Genomic DNA, 17,855 nt, shown 5'->3' with positions numbered 1-17,855 from the left:
CTCCCCCCCCCCCCCCCCCCCCCGTCCCCCCCCCCCCCCCCCCGCCCCCCCCCCCCCCCCCACCCCGGGCCGCCCCCGCCCCCCCCCCCCCCCCCCCCCCCCGCCCCGCCCCCGCCCCCCCCCCCCCCCCCCCCCCAGTTCGGGTCTGGGGCCGGTGAGGGCGAGGGGGTGTCCGGCGTGGGCGGAGAAGGTGTTGCCGACCGTGGCTATGACCACGACGTCTACCGTGACCAGGTCCGCGATCGCGGCATCGTGCCGGCGATTGCCCGCCGTGGAACGCGGCATGGCACCGGGCTGGGCACCTACCGGTGGGTGGTCGAGCGGAGTTTCGCGTGGTTGCACGGCTTCCGACGCCTGAGGATCCGCTGGGAACGTCGGGCCGACATCCATGAGGCGTTCCTCAGACTGGCCTGCTGCCTCATCACCTTCCGACGAGTGAAATCCTTGTGTTAGCTGTTGTGCGCTGCTGGACGGAGCTCAAGCACCTCGGACCGCAGCCGACAACCGCACCGGTGGCCACTTTGACCTGACCTCTCTTGGCAGCCGCTGAGACCGGCGACCCACACGGACGAGGAAGGAACTCTGATATGTCTCAGCCTGCTGTCGCTCGCCTGCGTCAGCTACTCCCGCCACCTGTCTCCGGAGGGGACGCGGTGGACTGGGAAGGGCTCGCCGACAGGGCGCAGTTGGAACTCCCGGCGGACTACCGCGAGTTCGTGGAGTCGTACGGCGGGGGAGAGATCGACGAGTACCTGTCCGTCAGTACGCCTCCCGTCCCGGGATCGCCGTATGGGGATCTCCTCGACAGAGTCGATCCCGCACTCTCGGACCGGGACTGCCAGGAACTGGGCGCTCTCCTTGGAAGGCAAGGCTTGCCGCTCCTGTTGCCCTTCGCGAACTCGGCGAGCAGCGATGTCGCCTTCTGGCTACGAAGGGGCGCACCCGACAGCTGGAGGGTGGTCACTTTTCGGAGGCAGGCGCCGTGGGGGGCGAACCGCTGGACGGTCTTCGATGGTGGCATGGCCGAGTTCTGCCTGGCCGTCCTGACCGGTGTGGTGGATCCGTTCAGCGAGCCGATCGCGGGATCAGGGCCGCACGTGTTCGTGAGCTGGCGCGACTTGTAACCACCAGGCCGACTCGCGCGGTCACCCGAACGTACTGCTGTCCTCAGGTGCCGGTAGGCGACTCACGTCATTATGTTAGCCGTTGTAAGAGCAAGTAGCGTGCTGCTGCACCGCCTGCCGTCACAGCTGGCCTATCGGGCCCGCCCACAGTCTGAGCGAAGCGGGCACTCACGGAGTTGACCACCGTGACACCCAGCGCGATCCAACTTCCGAGAACCTGCATGCAGTGCCCGTACCAGCCGCTCTCGCCCGCGTCCGCTCGGCCACCACGGTCACCAGCCGCGTGCACGTCCGTTCCCAATGCCAGGGATCCACCATGGACTTCGCTGAGTGCGACGGCGGCGCGAGGGAGGCAAAGCGCTCCGCCAGATCCTCCAACCAATCACGCCATTCGCCCAGGGCCGCGACGACCAGCGGGGCGGCCGCTTCCGCCGTCGTCACGGCATGCGATGAGCAGCACCACACACCGACGACCCCACCATCGGTGTCACCCTCACCCATCGACCAGTTCCACCCACAGGCCCACCGGCCGTACCGGTCCGGCCTTCACTCCTCACACGACCGGCTTGCGAGTCCTGCTCGAACGCTCAAGGCTGGGCCGACTGAACGGCATCGATTGCGACTGGTGCCGAACCCCGCGCCGTTGGCCCGTCCCCGCGGACGCGTACGAGAACCTGTCTCACAGACGTCCACCGCGCCGTTGGGCTGCGTCTCCCGCCTTACCGTCCGTGCCCCCGGGGCCTATCCGGCCCCGCGTCCGGCCGATGGTGGGGGGCGGGTCGGTCCGGCCCGGCGGTCCTGGAGGGGGCCGCCGTTCCCTGCCCGGGCGCACGATGAACGGTAGTACTGCGGGACCGGGCGGTTGCCGCGGCGGGCCTGGCCCGCCGGAGCTGTTGTGCGGCGGACGGCGCGAGCAAAGGCGCGGCCTCCCGTTCGATCCGGTCGAGGCGCTCGGACCACTCGGGTCCGAGACCGCCGATCGCCTCGCGCAGCCGTTGCTGTGCGGTGACGAAGGCCTCGTTCTCGGCGGCCGTCCAGGGACGATTCCGCCCCGCCTCGAGGGCCCGGCGCAGTGACGAAGAGCCGGCCCAGTCGCCGCCGTCCTTCGTGTTGGTGTAGCGCGGCTTGCTCTCGCCGCGCCGGTAGACGCTGACCAGGTCGACGAGCACGCCGTCGTCGATGCCCTCGGCCAGGTCGAGGATGCCGCGGTAGGACTCGTCCGCGTTGGCCTGCACGGTCAGCCGTCCCTGTCCCCGGTCGGCCAGCTGCTCGACGTAACGGTTGACAATGCCCTGGTTGCTCATGGCTTGCGGAACGCCCATGAACAGGCCTTCGATGCGAGCACCCGCCTTCCGGTAGGCGAAGATCTTGTCCTCCACGGCTCCCGCGTTCTGGGAGGTCTCCTGGATGATGGCGTGCAGCTTGTGTGCGCGTACGTACTCCTCCGCCTGCGCCATCCACGCGCGGCCGTCGGCGCGGGTGTAGGCGGCCATCAGGGTGTCGTCCTGGGCCATCAGGGCGTCGTACGCGGGGTGGTAGGGCTTGTAGAGGTCGCTGTCGACATCGACGAATCCACCAAGCGCGTTCAGCGCGGTCGCGACCATCTCGGTGACACGACTCTTGCCGGCGCCGGGCTGGCCGACGAGGAAGACCACCGTGGGCGTCGCCTGAGCCGCACGGCCTTCCAGCAGCTCGGGGACGATTTCCTCCTCGAAGATCCGCCGGTTCTCCGCTTCGGACAAGCGGTATCGTTCCACCTCGTTCGGATCGATCACGCGATGCCCCCGCGGACTTCGCGGGCGAGCCGCGCGTACCGCTGCCGGGCAGCGGCGATCTGCTCATGGTCGGTGGAGCGCAGGCCTTCCCGCTCCTTCGCCAGCCGGGCCCTTGCGGCGCGGGCGCTCCGGATGACTTCCTCGTCCGGCTCCGGCTTGCTCCGCTCTGCGGCGATCAGCGCGCTGTAGGCGCCGACGGCCCCGTTGACCGCCTCGATGGCTGCCTCATACGCGGCCGTTTCCTCGTTCGACCAGGCGTACGGCTCCAGTTGGTGGGTGATGGAGATGCCGTTCTCGGGGTCGGTCATCGTTTCTCCTGCTCGGTACGTGTGCGGTGGACGGAAAATCAGGCAGGGGGCCGGTGCGTCATCCGGGACGCTCATATCCGCGATGGGAATCACGATCCCGGGAGGATGCCGGGCCCGCGCCGACGGTCCGCGTAGGCGTGGAGGCCGCCCTGTGGGCGGCCCGGACCCGCTGGTGGGCTTGAAGCGCGCGGCGAAAACCGGAGGACGCCTCCTCCCGGGGCGCGGCAGCCGGGATGCTCAGCTGGTACCTGACGGCTGGGGACGGCTTGTCCGGGGTTTCCGGCCGGGGTTCGGCAGGACCCGATGCCGACGTCGGTGATCACGCGGACGGAGTCCTGTCCGAGGGGGTCATTGATTCTGGCGACGAGGCCGGGGGCTGATGAGGCCGGCCTGGATGGACCAGGCCCGCGAGTCAGGGCGGATCTCCAGCAGGCGCGTCTCGTTGTCATACGCCACGGCTTCGAGGCGTGCCGGGACGGCCGGCCCGACGATGGATGCCCACCAGGTGAGCACCTCGCCTCCTCGCCTGCCCGTCCTCCAGCCCTGTTCGGCCTGGAGCCGGAGGCCAGGTGACATCTGGCTCGACCAGTCACGCGCGGCTGAAACCCCCTTCCGGACAGCACAGTTTCTGTGAGTGGCCTCTGTCAGGATCCCAAATGAGATGACTTCTTAGCATCTGCCGGTGGCAGTATCCCTCCGGCTGACCGCACCGCCCCTCAAGCCCCGACGGCACGGGCATCGCGTCGCGGATCACCGCCCACTCCGCGTCGCTCATGTCGGAGGTCACCTCGGCCTCCTGTGCGGCCGGTCCCCGGCGTTCCCGAACCGGTGAGCGAGGCAATCACACTCCAGAGCAACCGAGTTGGAGCCGACCGCGGCGAGGGCGTACAACTGCGACATCAGGGCCTCCTGGCGTGCTCGATGGTCTTCGACAACCCCGAGCTGTACCGGAGGCCGTGTCTTTATGCGCACCCGGACCCAACATCACCCAACCGAGCCGCCACACTCGAACCCACGATCACCAAGATCAGTAGGACCGTGCCTTCTTCAGGCCAGCAAAGACAACCACCACCGTCATCACGGTCAGAGCTGCGGTGTGCGAGGGAGACGAAATCCCTCTCAACCGCAGCGGCGCCATCCGATCAGCTTGTGACGCCAGCACATTGTAGGATCCGCAGGGTGGCAGAACTGATCAAGCCCCGTGCGACCCAGCCTGACGATCGCTCGGGCCAGCCCACCCGCCACCAGGTCATTGGCCGGATCGCTGATCACCTTACGGCCCGGGACCCCGGGCATCCGCTTCGGGTCGCGGTGGACGGTATCACCGCCGCAGGGAAGACGACCCTTGCCCGCGCGCTGGCATCTGCGGTCGCCGATCGCGGCCGCCCCGCGATTCACCTGTCCATGGACGGGTTCCACCACCCGCGCGCCCACCGCCACCGGCAGGGCCGCGACTCAGCAGTCGGCTACTACCAGGACGCCTACGACTTGCCGGCGTTCGCACGGACAGTCCTCACACCGCTGGGTCCCGGCGGTGACCGCCGCTACCGCGGTCGCATCATCGACCTGGCCAGTGACCAGCAGATCGACGAACCCCCAGTCACCGCGCCGGCCGAAGCGGTGCTGATCGTGGACGGCAGCTTCCTCCAGCGCAGCGAACTGGCCCACTTGTGGGATGAGGTCGTGTTCGCCGACACCAGCTTCCTCGTCGCCCGGCGGCGCGGCACTACGCGGGACGCCGCGCTCTTCGGCGGACTTGAACAGGCCGAGAATGCCTTCGACAACCGCTACCACGCAGCCTGTCGGCAGTACCTGGCCGAGGCCGACCCGGCCACGCGAGCAAGCATCGTCATCGGCAACGACGACGTCGACCACCCAGAACTGCGCCGCATCGGCGACCTCCGGCAGCCCGAGTAGCCTGCGCTGCCGTCCAGCCAACTGATCCTCGAACCGATGTGCCCGTGATCGGAAAGACAACGGCTTCTAAGGCCGCTGATCTGGTCGGGGAGGCCGAGGGGACGGCGACGCAGACCACGTCGCGGGAGTACTCGAGCACGCTGATCCGGGCTCCGTGCGGGCCACCCTGGTCGAGGCTCTCGAAGAGCGCGACCGGGTCGGTGTTGGTGCGTTCGGTGAGCCTGACGGCGGGGTAGCGGGTGAGGTGGTCCACCCGGGCGGCGCCATCGAGCTGGGCAAGGAGGCTCTTCCCGGCCGCGCTCGCGTCAGCGAGATCCGGTAGATCCGTGCGGAGGACTTCGCGATGCCCGCGCCGGTGAGGTAGCGCTAGACCGCCGCGGTGTACGACGCGGGCGGGGCGGACAGAGGTACGACCCGAGCGGTCGGCAACCGAAGCGCGCCCCCGCTCCCGAGCTCGGTCACCGGTTCGATCGTCACGTCGTCCCATCCTTCCGGTACTGCCGCAGCAAATGCGTACACCTCGCCCGGTGGCCGGGTAGGCACGCCGCAGGTCGCGATGATCACGGTAGGGGATCCACCGCACTAAATCCGGCATTCACTGCGGTAGTTCTTCCGGTCTCCGCTGGGCGGCTGCGGTGAGCTGGGCGGCCAGATTCTTGAGCGCCTGCCGTAGTTCGTCGGGATGGTGGATGGTGAAGGGCCACTCCAGGGAGGCGAGCATGTGGGCTATGCCGTCCAGCCGTTCTGCCCGTGCGTGCATGAGAACGCCAGTGGGCTGGGCGGTGAGGGTCACCGCTGGGCGCGGCAGTCGGCGGGCGATCTCATCGAGGGGGCCATGGATCGTCACCTCGACCTGCCAGCGGTAAGGCCCCTGGGCCAGGGTCGAGGTCAGATGGGTGACGGGGTCGAAGCCGTCGGGTGCGGTGAAGCTGTCGGCTCGAGGGGTGACGGAGGTGATGCGGTCGATGCGGAAGGTCCGCAGGCTGTCGCGGAGATGGTCGTGGCCGACGACGTACCAGCGGCCGGTGTGGAAGACCACGCCGTAGGGGTCGATATCGCGTTCGGTGTGTTCCTGGCGCCAGGACTGGTGGCTGATACCGACGGTCGCGCGGGCGCGGGAGGCCTGGGCCAGTGCCAGCAGGACGCCGGTTCCGGGTGCCTGACCGATCACGGCGTTGGCGGTGAACGACAGGGTCTCCCGCATGGCGGCGAGCGGCTCGCGCAGGGCGTGTGGAAGCACCCGCTCGATCTTGGCCAAGGCACCGGCACTGGCCGGCGCGGCAGTGCCCATACCCAGACGTTCTCCCGCGAGCAGGCCAAGAACGACGGCGAGGGCCTCGTCATTGGTGAGGACCAGAGGGGGCATGCGGTAGCCGCGGGCCAGTCGGTAGCCGCCGTAGCGGCCACGTTCGGCCTCCACGGGGATGCCCAGTTCCCGCAGGTGCGCGGTATACCGGCGCACCGTGCGCACGTCGGTGTCCAGCCGGTCGGCCAGCTCCACCCCGGTGAGCTGGGCGTTGGACTGGAGGAGCTCCAGCAGGGTCAGCACACGGGTCAGGGGATGCGACATGGATCACTCGGCATTTCAGGGCGGATTCTGTCCTGTATCGACTTTACGCTCCCCGCAGCACCTCACTTCAGGGAGATCACATGGCCACCTTCGTACTCGTTCCCGGCGCCTGGCTCGGGGCATGGGCCTGGGAAGACACCGCCCGAGCTCTGCGGGAGCGCGGCCACACGGCGCTGCCGCTGACACTGACCGGCCTGGCCGAACACGCTGACCAGGGCGGACCCGAGACAGATCTGGACACGCACATCGCGGACATCACTGGCTTCGTCGAGCGGAACGATCTGCGCGACGTCACGCTGGTCGCCCACAGCTACGCGGCTGCTCCGGTGACCGGGGCAGCCGGACGTCTCGGTGACCGGCTGGAGCGCGTGGTCTATGTGGACAGCGCCCCGTTTGCCGCGGGCATGTGCATGGTCGACCTCATGCCACCGCAGGCGGCGGACCAGCTGCGCCAGAAGGTCGACGCGGCTGGCGACGGGTGGCGGCTGCCGATGCCGCCGTTTGAGGTCCTGGGCTTGTCCGGCAGCCTCGACGGGCTCGATGAAGGCCAGCTGGACGCTCTGCGCACGGGCGCCACCCCTCAGCCGTTCGGTACCTTCACCCAGCGTCTCGCCGGCCCGGCCGAGCCCGGTCCCGGTGTGGACCGTGTCGTGGTGGCGTGCCATGACTTCACGGGGCTGCTGGATACCGGGGTGCCGATGCTGGCCTACCTGAACCAGCCGCCGTGGCGGCGCTTCGACCTGGCCACGGGGCACTGGCCGATGCTTTCCGCGCCCGCCGAACTCGCCGACATCCTCGACAAAGCCGTCTCCTGACCGCGCCGGCTGGGAGGCACAGCCCGATGCTTGACCACGCGAGCGTCCGCCGGCTGCGGCCTGTGCGCAGGCCCTGGCCGGCGGAGCCCGGGAGGGCTCTGCCGAAGCGGTCGTCCGACGGGTCTTCGGCATCCAGGCCCAGGACGCCACGGCCGCCGACCTGGGAATCCGGGTACGCGGCCGGGACATCACCGCCCAGGCCATCCGCACGGCATACGAGAAAGAGCGGAGCATCGTCCGCAACTGGTACATGCGCGGCACCCTGCACACCATCCCCAGCCACGAAGCCCGCTGGGTGTTGCAACTGCTGTCCCCGCGAATTCTTGCCGCAACCAACCGCCGCTACCAGCAGCTGGGCCTGGACGACGATCTGCGCCAGCGCGCCGACCATCTCATCCGGCACGCTCTTGCCGCGCACGGACCACTCACCCGGGCCGAGCTGACCGAGCACCTCACCACCCTCGGTATCTCGCCGGACGGGCAGGAGCCTTTCCACCTGATCCGCCACGCGGCACTCACTGGCGTCCTCTGTCACGGTCCGCAGCGCGCCGGTGAGGCCACGTATGTACTGTTCGACGACTGGCTGCCCACCACCGGGGGCGCCCGGTGGGAGGAAGGCGCTGCTCTCGCCGAGCTGGGCCGTCGCTACCTGGCCGCGCACGCCCCCGCCACCTTGGAGGACTTCGCTGCCTGGTCCGGGCTGCCGGTCACATGGGCCCGCAGGGCCTGGAAACTGCTGGCGGAATCCGGCGTGATAACCGAGTACGGCGGCTTGACCATGTTCGCCGGACGGGTGGAGGAACTCCCGGGCCCGTCTGACACTCCAGACGTTCGCATGCTGCCCGCCTACGACAACTACCTGATCGGCTACCGCACTCGCGAGATGTCCGTCCCCGCTCTCCACCAGGCCCGCGTCTGGCCAGGAGGCGGCCTCGTCCGGCCGACCGTCATCGCCGACGGCCTGGCCATCGCCACCTGGAGCCGTGGCTCCGGCGCGCGCTCCATCAAGGTGGATGCGTTCGAACCTGTCCAGCGAGAAGTCGACATTGAGAAAGACGCCGTCGTCCGATTCCTGAGGCCCACCACATAGCCGACCCGCATCCCGATCCAAGGAGCGGGATGAAGTCGACGTCAAGCTTCGGGTCGTACGCTTCCGGCTGGATACCGAGTTCGTGCGTGCTGTATTCGCCGAAACGGTTGGCGTGCTCGGTCCGGTACGGGGAGATGTGGGCCAGGTCCTCGGGGGCCTCTCTCAGCCTTCTTCCAGCAGCTGGAGGATGATCTCAGCGATGTCCAGGGCATTGTGGAAGATCACCGTGTTCGTGAGCATGTTGAATTTCATCGCCTTCTCCTGCTCGATCGGGTTGTTGTCGGCGACGACGCCGCCGTTGCCGAAGCCGATCCACTGGGAGAACCGGTTGAACGACTCGACCTTGTGGGTCGCCGCGTTCACCCGCCGGCGAAGCGGCGCGTCCGAGAGGTAGCGCAGGAGCTGGACGGTGCGGGTCACGCGGCCGGCCTCGGGGAAGGCGGCGTAGGTGGCAGGACCAGCGCGCACCGTCATGATCGTCGCACAAGTACTGCCGATTCGACCCGCAGCCTAACGATCAGTCGCCCAGCCGAAGAGGAGTTGCGCGAGGCACACCTCACCCGCCTCGCCGCCCAGCGCCCGGCCGTCGCCTGATGACCTGGCAGCCAGGCCGGTGCCGCGCTCGGAGCGCCTTCTCCGACTCCGCCGCCAAGCAGCTGGGGCCCCGAAGGTCCGCCTCATCATGGGCGCGATCGTCGTCGCCGTCTTCGTGTTGGGGATCTGGCTTTCCTGACGGGATACGGTCAAACCCACCACGGACGAGGGAGTCAACCATGCTGACGGAGACAACCGGCCGGACGTCGCGGGACCTCGCCGCCGAACTGGCGAACATGCGGGCCGTTGACGACTGGCCGTCGGTCTGGTCGGGCCCGCCGCAGGGCGGGACGGCTGAGTTCTACGCATGGTGCGAGCGCTACGGCTGGGAGCCTCAGACGACCGAGCGGACCCTGGAGCTCCGTACGCGCAGCGGAGGGGAGTGGACCTTCTTTCCGGCGAAGGGTGCCTTCTGGAACCCGCTCGGCGCTCTCAATCACTACGCGTGGCAGGTGCTGGCGGGGTCCGGCGAGGAATATGGCGCGGTGCACGCCGCGGCGGCCGAGGTGTGGCCGGCGTACCTGAAGGCGGCCGAGGACGTTCTGGGCACACCCACCTGGTCCGGGGACTGGGACGCCGCTGATTTCCCGCAACCGCCCCGTCCCGGCTTCTGAGAGGCCGGGAAGACCGGATGGAGACGCGCAGCCCGTACCGTTTCGCCTACTGGGCACCCGACGGGCGGTCCCCGGACAGCCGTTCGTCGTCCTGCAGCAGTCGCTGTCGTTCCAGGCCTGGACCGCTGCCGAGCCCGGTGGTTCGGCCATCGCCCTGGACGTCTGGACGACTGGAACGTACGCCTCGTAAGCCTGCACGCGACCGACCACTGCCCTGCAGGACGAACGGTCAGCTCGACGCAGCTGAACTGCTTGTTTCGTCTCCTGGGGGGGAGGAGGCCTCATCGGCGCCACGGTGGTGGAGTTCCGGCTCGGGTGGGACGCGAAGGGCCGGCAGACGACGCTGGTGCTCACCCAGGCGGGCGTCCTGCACCACAGCAGCGGCCTCCTCCAGCTGGCACCACGCCCCGCGCGGCCACAGGCTCCGGTCGCGCCGAACCCGCACCCGGTGCCGCGCCAGGCCGCGACGCTGCGCAAGCTGTACGCCGGGTGGTGGAGCAGCGGGTCGAGGTCCACTGTGACGAGCCCGGCGTGCGGGTCATCGTCTGCTCCGGCGAGTTCGGCCAAGACGTCCTCGGACCTCTGCGGGCGGCCGCCGAGGCCGCGGTGGCCGATGCGGCCGTGCGGTGGATCGCGCTCGACGTCACCGGCGTGGAGTTCGCGGACTCCACCCTCCTCAATCTGCCGCTGTGCTGCTGCGTACGGGGCGTCTGGTCCTCATCGGTCCCACTCCGCACCGCCTGAACCGGGCGTTCGACCTGACCCAGGCCGGCGACCTCATCCGAGTCGCGGACAACGTGGAAGAGGCGCGCCTGCTGTAGCCGCGGCGCGGGGCCCGACGGCCGCGGGGTGCCCCCGGACACGGCCGGGCCCCCGACCCAGGGGGAGGGGGTCGGGGGCCCGGCCGTACAGGGCACCTGCGCCGGATCAGTGGCGGAGGGCGTCCTTGGTCTTCTCCTTGGCCTGGCGTGCGTCGCCCTTGGCCTGGTCGGCGCGGCCCTCGGCGACCATACGGTCGTTGCCGACGGCGCGGCCGACGGCTTCCTCGGCCTTGCCCTTGGCCTGCTCGGCGTGTGCCTTGGCCTTCTGTTCACCCGACATGGGGACCTCCTCGTCGATGTACCGGCTCGGTCGTGAACGCTCTCTTGCTCGCGTCCGGCGACCGTAAACCCCCGGTTGTGGAACGAGGCCGGCCCGCGGGTGACGTGCATGGGCCCCCGAGCTCGGGGCACAGGCCCGTGAGGACGGTTCGTCGCTCAGGAGGTGGTGGCGGTGCGCGCTACGAAGGTGCTGGACTCCTTTCCCGCCGGTCATCCACACGGAAGCTGGTTCGCCGAGGAGTACGCGGCCCGGTGCCGGGAGCGGGGCGAGCGGGCGACCGTGGTGATGGACCTGGAGAGGGATGCCTTCCTGGTCGTGGCCCCGGACCCGGACGCGGCGCGGAACCCGGCCGCGTAAGGCGACCCCAGGCCGCCCGCCACGTCACCCGGTCCAGTGAACCCGCCCCAGATGGATCAGGCGGAGCTGGCGGCGGGCCGTGCCGAGGGCGGCCGACCAGTCCTCACCCCGCAAAGAGGCGGCGAGGAACGCCGACGCCGTCATGAACATGTGGTCCACCAGGAGCCGCGAGAGCATCGTCACGTCGTGGGCGTCCCAGTCGGCGCTCAGGGGATCGGCCCCGAGCGCGGCCCCTATCTCCTCGGCGAAGGCGTCGAGCTGCCCGGCGATGGCCTCGCGTACCGCCGGTACCCCGCCGTGGCGCTCGCGCACCAGGAAACGGACGTGCGCGGGTCGACTGCGCACCAGTTCGGCGATGAGCCCCACTGCGGCGTCACCGCGCTGCTCGGCGTCCCCGGCCGCGGCGAGGATGCCGCGCACCGTCTCGTGCAGGCTCGCCAGCGCCTCCTCGACCAGCGCGGCTCCCAGATCGCCCACGCCCCGGAAGTGGCGGTAGAAGGCGGTGGGAGTGACCCCGGCTGCCCGGGCGATCTCCCTGAGGCCGAGACTGCCGAGGCTGCGCTCCTCCAGCTCCGACAAGGCCGCGTCGAGGAGGGCGCGCCGGGTACGGCGGCGCTGGGTCTCGCGGACCCCGGTGTGCGGACTCATGACGCGAAGTCAACCGCGTCCCCTCGGGCGGCGCCAGCATGAGGCGAACTGAACTGGGTAGTCAGTGTACAACTGTTACCTCAATAGGAGGACGTCTCATGCTCTTCCTCGTAGGTGCGTTGCTGGTGTTCGGGGTCGTCCTCGGCACCGTGGCTCACGTTCCCGTTCCCGTCAGCGTGGTCGCCGGCCTGGCCATCGCCCTCTGGCTCGCCGTCTTCCTCGCGCGCGAGCGCTTCTCACACCGCCGCCTGCCAGGACGGCCGCACACCGGACGAGGGGGCCGGCGATGAACTCTCGAACCGAGTCCCCCGCCCGCACCGCGACCCGGGTCCGCGCCCGGGACGGCGACGCGATGGCCGTCGCCGCCTTCGTCCTGGGCCTCGTCGGCCTGCTCGTGATGAACCTGCTCCTCGGTCCGACCGCCGTCGTCCTCGGCGTACTCGCTCTTCGGTGGCACACTGCCCGGCCGGGCCGGGCCCGCCTGGGCATCGCGCTGGGCGTGGCGGACCTGGTGGTCCTCGCCTGTCTCGTCACCGCCGACGGGACGTGGTCGTGGAGCGTGAGCTGACGCTCTCTTAAGACAACATCGTCCGGACGGACCATCACGCGGTCGGCCTCCGCGACCGTGCCGTTCTCGTCGACCACCAGGCCACTCACACCCCGCGGCCGGTCGGTGAACGCCTACGACGCCACGCGGACCGGCTTCGCACCCTGGCCGATGCCCACGACCACAACCGGATCACGTTGAAGGACATGCCGTGAGCGGGTCGGCAGACGAACGCGAGCGCCTCCGGGCCGCCATGGACCGGATCCTTGAGGGACGAGCGCAGCACTCAAACGGGGCGCTGACCGTCGTCGCCCTCGCCCAGGAAGCCCAAGCCCCCCGAAACGCGCTCACCCAACGTCACCCGGACCGCAAGAGGCGTTTTTCGGCAGGAGCACCGGGCCTGCGGACAGATGCCGGACAGCGAGAAGCGGCTACGCAAGCAGGTTGTCAAGCTCAAGGAACTGCGGGCCAAGGACGCCGAGGAACTCCCCGGCTACGCGCCGACGTCGAGGGTCTGGTTCGAACGCTCAACCAGCTAGTACTGGAGAACCAGCAGCTGCGGACGGAACTGGCTACACGAGATGGGACACTTCGCTTGCTGCCCATACAACTGCAGCCGCCGCCTCCGCGTGAACTGAGCACATGAATCCGCGGGCAAGGAACGCAAGCGAGTTGTACGCCACTCACACGCTCGGATGTGCGAGGCGGCAGCGGGCCGTGCTCGAGTACGGCGGCAACTTCGTGGCCTACATCGACGACGGCGCCGGTGGGCGCTACCGACACCAACGGCGAGGACCTCGACCGGCTCATCGTACAGACGGACCGGGACACGGTGCCGTACGCCGTGGACACTGCCAGCTTGGGACACCAGCGGTGACAGCGTGCGCTGGGGGTTCCAGCCACTTGGCGGGGGTGCAGCCGACGATCGTCGGATGGCCGACGGAATGCATGGGCTTCCAGGCTGGTGGCATGACAGAACGTGCGCAGGAGCTGGAGCCCAACGCTTCCCACCGGCCGTCGGCCGGAGCAGGGGAGCGTGGGGCAGCGCTGGAGCACGCTCTGAGCTTTCCTCGGCATGGCGATTGTGGCGAGCGGCGGCCTCTGCCTGGCTGTCGTCAGCCCTGACCTGCACGCTGCCTTGGTGCACACGACCGTCGCGACGGCCGTCGAGCCGGCGCCCTGAGTCGAGCGCCACGGTCCGGTTCGGACCGATGCCCGCCGCTGTTGACGCACTGTGCGGGAGACCACGTACGAAAGGAATCTTGTGAACACCGCATCCGCTCTGGAGACGACGGGTGCCGAGTCCCTGCGCGTCCGCGAGACGTTCAAGGCGCTGTACGGGTACGTCCGCCCGCACCGGTGGGCCGTCGTGCTCGGTCTGCTGTTGGCGCTGGTGGGGGCGGCCGGCGGGCTGCTGCAGCCGCTGGCCACGAAGGCGCTGGTCGACCGGCTCTCGTCCGGTGGCACGCTTGCCACCATCCTGCTGGCGCTGGCCGCGCTGGTGCTGCTGAGCACGGTGGCCGAGGCGTTCGGCGCCTATGTGCTGGAGCGGACGGCGGAGTCGGTGGTCCTGGCCGCTCGCCGCAGTCTGATCGGCCGGATGCTGCGGCTGCGGCTCTCGGCGGTGGACCGGACACAGCCGGGCGACCTGATGTCGCGGGTGACCTCCGACACCACGCTGCTGCGCGCGGTCAGCACCCAGGCGGTGGTCAACGCCGCGACCGGGGTGCTGACGCTGATCGCGGCGGTCGTGGTGATGGCCTTCCTCGACGTCGTCCTGCTCGGCCTCACCCTCGGTGTGGTCGCGGTCGTCGGCGCGGGCGCCGCCCTGGTGATGCCGAGGATCGGGCAGGCCGCCGAGCGCTCCCAGGCCGCGGTCGGGGAGATGTCCACCGGCCTGGAGCGGGTCTTCGGCGCGTTCCGCACGGTGAAGGCGTCCGGTGCCGAGGAGCGGGAGACCGCCCGCGTAGAGGCGTCGGCCCGGCGGGCATGGCGCCACGGCGTACGCGGCGCGAAGTGGGAGGCCCTGCTGGGAACGGCGGACAACCTCGCCGTCGAGCTGGCGTTCCTCGCGGTGCTCGCGGTCGGCGGGGCGAGGGTGGCGTCCGGAGACATCCCCGTCTCCACGCTCATCGCCTTTCTGCTGTACCTGTTCTACCTGATGGAGCCGGTGTACAAGCTGGTCGAGGCCGCCTCCGCGTACCAGGAGGGCGCGGCCGCGATCTCCCGGATCAAGGAGGTGGACCGCCTGGGGGCTGAGCCGCCGGCCGCGCACCAGCGGCCCCGGGCTTCGGCAGCCCTGCAGCGTGCGGCGTCGGTCCGCTTCGAGGGCGTGTCTTTCCGCTACGGGCCCGGGCTGCCGTACATCCACCAGCAGGTGGACTTCGAGGTGCCCGGCGCCGGGATGACCGCCTTCGTCGGGCCGTCGGGTGCGGGCAAGTCGACGGTGTTCTCGCTCATCGAGCGGTTCTACGAGACGACCGGCGGGCGCATCCTCGTCGACGGTACGGACATCCGGCAGTGGCCGCTGCCCGCATTGCGGTCCGGCATCGGGTACGTCGAGCAGGACGCACCGGTTCTGGCCGGCACGCTGCGGGAGAATCTGGTCTTCAGCGCGCCCGGCGCGACAGACGACGACATCCGCACCGTCCTCGCCCGGACCAGGCTCGACACACTCGTAGAGCGTCTCCCGCACGGCCTGGACACCCTGGTCGGGCACCGCGGCTCGAAGCTGTCCGGTGGTGAGCGCCAGCGCGTCGCGATCGCCCGCGCGCTGCTGCGCGGGCCCCGGCTGCTGCTGCTGGACGAGGCGACCTCGCAGCTCGACGCCGTCAACGAGCTGGCGCTGCGGGACGTCATTGCCGAGACGGCACGCGAGACCACCGTCCTGGTGGTGGCGCACCGCCTGTCCACGGTGACGGACGCCGACCGCATCATCGTCATGGACGCCGGCACGGTCCGCGCGGCCGGCACCCACGAGGAGCTGGTGGCCGAGGACGAGCTGTACGCACAGCTCGCCGCGACCCAGCTCCTGACCCCGGCGGGGCGCCCCGCCGGGTGAGAAGAGTGGTCCAAGCGCTGCCCCCGCCGCATGGCGGGGGCAGCGCTGCTGGGTGGCGGAGTGGCACCGGACATCCGTGGGATACCGGCGGGCTGTACGAAGCGTGAGGCTGAGGGCAACGTTGCATCACCAGGTGGTTCGCTCCTCCGTGCTCGGTCCGCCACCTCACCTGGAGTCCCCGTGCCCTTCCTTATGGCCGAGGGTCAGCAGGTTCAACCGCACACGGTGGACGGCCGCCCGCTCAACCTGATGCGGATGGGCATCGGCTGGCCGGTCGGCGCACGTGCTCAGCGGACCTTCGCCGGGCTGACCCGGAAGCGCGCCGCGACGCGGGTGTCCCGTACGAGGGTCTCGGCCGGGGCGAAGTCGGTGGGACGATGATGCACGCGATGATCAGGAGGATCACCGCGGGCAGGCCGGGGAGCATCAGCGTGCCGATCAGGACGACGGCGGCCAGGCTCAGGGGCAGCGCCACGAGCAGGGTGCGGGCGGCCGCGCCGGGGTCGTTGCCGAACAGCCGGCCGCCCGGCAGTTCCGTGGCGTCGACGAACAGCAGGGCCGCCAGGATGACCTCGGCCGCGTTCTGGGCGATCTCGGAGTTGAGCGTGACCGCGATCTGGCTGTGCGTGAACGTCCCGGTGACGATGCCCGCGAGGACCAGCACCACGGTGGCTCTGACGTGCCCCCGCTCAAGCCCTCGGGCGACGAGCGCCCCGCGGCTGTCACTGCGGTGATCACGATCAGGACGAAGGTCATGTGGATTCCGGTTCCGGAGCGACAACACGTACGAAGCAAGAAGGGCCGCCCTGCCGCGTAAGAAGCACGCTCCACAGGTCCTCGTGAGGCCGGTCGGAGCGCCGCCGTATCCGACACTGAGATCCACGGTCCGTGGACGGCGGCGTCGAGCGCTCCTGTCCGAGCCGCTCGGGGCCTGTTTCAGCCGTTCGGCGCGGTGCCGGACGGACGGTCGATGTGAGCGGGCCGCGAGGGCCGTTGGAGCCGGGGCGGGCCATGAAAGGCCGTCCGCCCCGGTCCTGCGTCATCGCACGTACTTCGCCGGCTTGGTGGCGGCGTTGAGCAACGCCTCCAGCGGTCCGCGGCGGAAGAAGCGGGACCACACCGCAGCGAACGCGATCGCGCACAGGATGTACGTGAGCACGGGCACCCAGGACTTCGTGGTGCCGGAGCCGGAAGCGGGCCATGCGGACTGTGCGAGGAAGTGACCGACATAGGCCGTCAGGGACATGGTGCCCGCGGCGATGACCGGCTTCGCCAGACGGCGCAGGCGCGCCGCCCGGTCCATCAGCACCGTCGCGCCCACGATCACGAGGATTGCGACGCCCACGCTGCCGATGATGTCGAACGTGGTGCCGGTGTGCGGGCCGGCTCCCAGGAGGTCCGCGGCAGACGACACGAGCTGTTCGCTGCCGCCGGACCCCGAGCCGGAACCGCTGAAAGCGGCCCCGGAGCCGCCGGACCAGGACCCGGACCCGGCGGACGACCCACCGGTGCCCCCGAACACCGCGTCCTTGCCCGCCAGCAGCAGCGACAGACCGTACACGGCCACGGTCAGGGCGGCGCCAAGGGCGGCCAGGCGCCGCTGGACGGAGACGGCCGACAGGTCGAGGCGGGCCAGTGCCATACCGGCGATCACGAACGGCATCCACGTGATCGTCGGATAGAGGCCCGTGAGCAGCAGATCGATCACTCCCACGCCGTTGAGCTTCTCGAGCGGGTCGTAGGCGTTGATGCTCCGCTGGACCGATTCGCCCAGCCACGTGCGCAGGACGAACGCCAGCTGGGGTGCGACGAGCGCGACGCCCGCGGCGGTGATCGCCAGTGTCCTGGCGGACAGCCGCAGCAGGGGCAGGGCGAGGAGGAAGTAGACGCCGTAGAAGCCGAGGATGATGACGTCCCCGTATTCGATCGCCAGCACGCTGCCCAGAGCCAGCAGTATCACGGCGCGGATCGCGATCCGGGCCTTAGCCTGCCGACCCGCCAGGCCGGTTTTCGGCTCACGACGGCCGGCGATCAGCATCAGCGAGAACCCGGCGAGGGTGGCGAACAGGACCGACGAATGCCCGTCGGCCAGGAACCGCACCCAGGTGCCCACTCCGGTCGTGGCCTCAAGCGGCGGGCCGATGTGCACGACGTACATACCGAACACCGCAAGCGCGCGGGCCAGATCCACCCCGACCAGGCGCCCCATCGAGGGCTTCCCGGCGGACTCGGACGAGGCGGGGAGTCGTGGAGGCGCGTTCTCCTGCGGAGCCGACATCGCCTGCGGCGGCTGTATCTGTGTCATACGAAGAATCTCCCGGTGCGGGACGGACG

At 69.9% G+C, this 17,855-nt stretch carries 20 protein-coding genes and 1 pseudogene; 11 read left to right on the top strand and 10 right to left on the bottom strand.

Features of this window, described 5'->3' with window-relative positions:
- Positions 1-195: 195 nt before the first annotated feature.
- Both ACFY7H_RS29870 and ACFY7H_RS29865 read left to right on the top strand, forming a co-directional pair.
- Positions 196-453: pseudogene (locus tag ACFY7H_RS29870) on the top strand (transposase); the annotation flags it as partial.
- A gap of 200 nt (positions 454-653) precedes the next feature.
- Positions 654-1,124 carry an SMI1/KNR4 family protein gene (locus tag ACFY7H_RS29865; protein WP_388944330.1) on the top strand — a complete coding sequence of 157 codons (471 nt, stop codon included), beginning with the start codon at positions 654-656 and terminating at the stop codon, positions 1,122-1,124.
- Positions 1,125-1,843: 719 nt separating this feature from the next.
- Here the strand turns inward: ACFY7H_RS29865 and ACFY7H_RS29860 are convergent.
- The 3 genes from ACFY7H_RS29860 to ACFY7H_RS29850 all read right to left on the bottom strand — a co-directional run bounded on the left by ACFY7H_RS29860 (position 1,844) and on the right by ACFY7H_RS29850 (position 3,720).
- Entirely contained in the window at positions 1,844-2,899 is a 1,056-nt protein-coding gene (locus tag ACFY7H_RS29860) for a zeta toxin family protein (protein ID WP_388944327.1), read from the bottom strand.
- Positions 2,896-3,207 carry a hypothetical protein gene (locus ACFY7H_RS29855; protein WP_388944324.1) on the bottom strand — a complete coding sequence of 104 codons (312 nt, stop codon included), beginning with the start codon at positions 3,205-3,207 and terminating at the stop codon, positions 2,896-2,898. The genes ACFY7H_RS29860 and ACFY7H_RS29855 overlap by 4 nt, the downstream gene beginning before the upstream one ends.
- Positions 3,208-3,555: 348 nt before the next feature.
- Positions 3,556-3,720: a hypothetical protein gene (locus ACFY7H_RS29850; RefSeq protein WP_388944322.1), complete on the bottom strand. Its 165-nt coding sequence runs from the start codon at positions 3,718-3,720 to the stop codon at positions 3,556-3,558.
- A gap of 666 nt (positions 3,721-4,386) precedes the next feature.
- Here ACFY7H_RS29850 and ACFY7H_RS29845 point away from each other — a divergent pair.
- Positions 4,387-5,124 carry a hypothetical protein gene (locus ACFY7H_RS29845; RefSeq protein WP_388944320.1) on the top strand — a complete coding sequence of 246 codons (738 nt, stop codon included), beginning with the start codon at positions 4,387-4,389 and terminating at the stop codon, positions 5,122-5,124.
- Here ACFY7H_RS29845 and ACFY7H_RS29840 read toward each other — a convergent pair.
- Positions 5,057-5,611, bottom strand: a complete 555-nt coding sequence (locus ACFY7H_RS29840; protein WP_388944317.1) for an IclR family transcriptional regulator C-terminal domain-containing protein — start codon at positions 5,609-5,611, stop codon at positions 5,057-5,059. The genes ACFY7H_RS29845 and ACFY7H_RS29840 overlap by 68 nt on opposite strands.
- Before the next feature lie 108 nt (positions 5,612-5,719).
- A complete protein-coding gene (locus ACFY7H_RS29835) occupies positions 5,720-6,694 on the bottom strand; it encodes a helix-turn-helix transcriptional regulator (protein ID WP_388944314.1) in 975 nt (324 codons plus the stop codon).
- Between the two features lie 80 nt (positions 6,695-6,774).
- Here ACFY7H_RS29835 and ACFY7H_RS29830 point away from each other — a divergent pair, with 80 nt between their 5' ends.
- A complete protein-coding gene (locus ACFY7H_RS29830; RefSeq protein ID WP_388944311.1) occupies positions 6,775-7,509 on the top strand; it encodes an alpha/beta fold hydrolase in 735 nt (244 codons plus the stop codon).
- 73 nt (positions 7,510-7,582) lie between these two features.
- The gene (locus ACFY7H_RS29825; RefSeq protein WP_388944353.1) at positions 7,583-8,599 is read left to right on the top strand and encodes a winged helix DNA-binding domain-containing protein; all 1,017 of its coding nucleotides are present in this window, start codon (positions 7,583-7,585) and stop codon (positions 8,597-8,599) included.
- A gap of 162 nt (positions 8,600-8,761) precedes the next feature.
- Here the strand turns inward: ACFY7H_RS29825 and ACFY7H_RS29820 are convergent, their stop codons facing one another.
- Positions 8,762-9,067 carry a Tn3 family transposase gene (locus ACFY7H_RS29820; RefSeq protein WP_388944308.1) on the bottom strand — a complete coding sequence of 102 codons (306 nt, stop codon included), beginning with the start codon at positions 9,065-9,067 and terminating at the stop codon, positions 8,762-8,764.
- 305 nt (positions 9,068-9,372) lie between these two features.
- Between ACFY7H_RS29820 and ACFY7H_RS29815 the strand changes: the two genes are divergently transcribed.
- Positions 9,373-9,807 carry a hypothetical protein gene (locus ACFY7H_RS29815; RefSeq protein WP_388944305.1) on the top strand — a complete coding sequence of 145 codons (435 nt, stop codon included), beginning with the start codon at positions 9,373-9,375 and terminating at the stop codon, positions 9,805-9,807.
- A 489-nt stretch (positions 9,808-10,296) separates the two neighbouring features.
- Complete coding sequence (locus ACFY7H_RS29810) at positions 10,297-10,551, top strand: hypothetical protein (RefSeq protein ID WP_388944302.1); 255 nt, start codon at positions 10,297-10,299, stop codon at positions 10,549-10,551.
- Between the two features lie 183 nt (positions 10,552-10,734).
- Here the strand turns inward: ACFY7H_RS29810 and ACFY7H_RS29805 are convergent, their stop codons facing one another.
- A complete protein-coding gene (locus ACFY7H_RS29805) occupies positions 10,735-10,908 on the bottom strand; it encodes a CsbD family protein (RefSeq protein ID WP_388944299.1) in 174 nt (57 codons plus the stop codon).
- A 171-nt stretch (positions 10,909-11,079) separates the two neighbouring features.
- Between ACFY7H_RS29805 and ACFY7H_RS29800 the strand changes: the two genes are divergently transcribed.
- A complete protein-coding gene (locus ACFY7H_RS29800; protein WP_388944296.1) occupies positions 11,080-11,265 on the top strand; it encodes a hypothetical protein in 186 nt (61 codons plus the stop codon).
- 24 nt (positions 11,266-11,289) lie between these two features.
- On the opposite strand, the gene ACFY7H_RS29795 is transcribed toward ACFY7H_RS29800, so the two are convergent.
- Positions 11,290-11,913, bottom strand: coding sequence for a TetR family transcriptional regulator (locus ACFY7H_RS29795; RefSeq protein ID WP_388944294.1), 624 nt, complete (start codon positions 11,911-11,913; stop codon positions 11,290-11,292).
- A gap of 98 nt (positions 11,914-12,011) precedes the next feature.
- On the opposite strand from ACFY7H_RS29795, the gene ACFY7H_RS29790 reads away from it, so the two are divergent.
- The 3 genes from ACFY7H_RS29790 to ACFY7H_RS29780 all read left to right on the top strand — a co-directional run bounded on the left by ACFY7H_RS29790 (position 12,012) and on the right by ACFY7H_RS29780 (position 15,521).
- Complete coding sequence (locus ACFY7H_RS29790) at positions 12,012-12,203, top strand: hypothetical protein (RefSeq protein ID WP_388944291.1); 192 nt, start codon at positions 12,012-12,014, stop codon at positions 12,201-12,203.
- On the top strand, positions 12,200-12,481 hold the full coding sequence (locus tag ACFY7H_RS29785) for a DUF4190 domain-containing protein (RefSeq protein ID WP_388944288.1): 282 nt from the start codon (positions 12,200-12,202) through the stop codon (positions 12,479-12,481). The genes ACFY7H_RS29790 and ACFY7H_RS29785 overlap by 4 nt, the downstream gene beginning before the upstream one ends.
- A gap of 1,243 nt (positions 12,482-13,724) precedes the next feature.
- A complete protein-coding gene (locus ACFY7H_RS29780) occupies positions 13,725-15,521 on the top strand; it encodes an ABC transporter ATP-binding protein (RefSeq protein ID WP_388944285.1) in 1,797 nt (598 codons plus the stop codon).
- 241 nt (positions 15,522-15,762) lie between these two features.
- Here ACFY7H_RS29780 and ACFY7H_RS29775 read toward each other — a convergent pair whose 3' ends face one another.
- The gene (locus ACFY7H_RS29775; protein ID WP_388944283.1) at positions 15,763-16,188 is read right to left on the bottom strand and encodes a hypothetical protein; all 426 of its coding nucleotides are present in this window, start codon (positions 16,186-16,188) and stop codon (positions 15,763-15,765) included.
- 372 nt (positions 16,189-16,560) lie between these two features.
- The gene (locus ACFY7H_RS29770; RefSeq protein ID WP_388944280.1) at positions 16,561-17,730 is read right to left on the bottom strand and encodes a DUF418 domain-containing protein; all 1,170 of its coding nucleotides are present in this window, start codon (positions 17,728-17,730) and stop codon (positions 16,561-16,563) included.
- Positions 17,731-17,855: the final 125 nt, after the last annotated feature.

The sequence above is a fragment of the Streptomyces sp. NPDC012794 genome, from assembly GCF_042901085.1.
Lineage (GTDB): Bacteria > Actinomycetota > Actinomycetes > Streptomycetales > Streptomycetaceae > Streptomyces.
The sequence above is the reverse complement of the archived record's forward strand: the minus strand, read 5'-3'. Positions and strand labels throughout refer to the sequence as shown.

Bases quoted from the DNA above. Each gene is read 5' to 3' on its own strand.
- ACFY7H_RS29855 (WP_388944324.1), bottom strand. From the start codon at position 3,207: ATGACCGACCCCGAGAACGGCATCTCCATCACCCACCAACTGGAGCCG.
- ACFY7H_RS29840 (WP_388944317.1), bottom strand. From the start codon at position 5,611: ATGGGACGACGTGACGATCGAACCGGTGACCGAGCTCGGGAGCGGGGG.
- ACFY7H_RS29835 (WP_388944314.1), bottom strand. From the start codon at position 6,694: ATGTCGCATCCCCTGACCCGTGTGCTGACCCTGCTGGAGCTCCTCCAG.
- ACFY7H_RS29830 (WP_388944311.1), top strand. From the start codon at position 6,775: ATGGCCACCTTCGTACTCGTTCCCGGCGCCTGGCTCGGGGCATGGGCC.
- ACFY7H_RS29815 (WP_388944305.1), top strand. From the start codon at position 9,373: ATGCTGACGGAGACAACCGGCCGGACGTCGCGGGACCTCGCCGCCGAA.
- ACFY7H_RS29805 (WP_388944299.1), bottom strand. From the start codon at position 10,908: ATGTCGGGTGAACAGAAGGCCAAGGCACACGCCGAGCAGGCCAAGGGC.
- ACFY7H_RS29795 (WP_388944294.1), bottom strand. From the start codon at position 11,913: ATGAGTCCGCACACCGGGGTCCGCGAGACCCAGCGCCGCCGTACCCGG.
- ACFY7H_RS29790 (WP_388944291.1), top strand. From the start codon at position 12,012: ATGCTCTTCCTCGTAGGTGCGTTGCTGGTGTTCGGGGTCGTCCTCGGC.
- ACFY7H_RS29785 (WP_388944288.1), top strand. From the start codon at position 12,200: ATGAACTCTCGAACCGAGTCCCCCGCCCGCACCGCGACCCGGGTCCGC.
- ACFY7H_RS29770 (WP_388944280.1), bottom strand. From the start codon at position 17,730: ATGGGGCGCCTGGTCGGGGTGGATCTGGCCCGCGCGCTTGCGGTGTTC.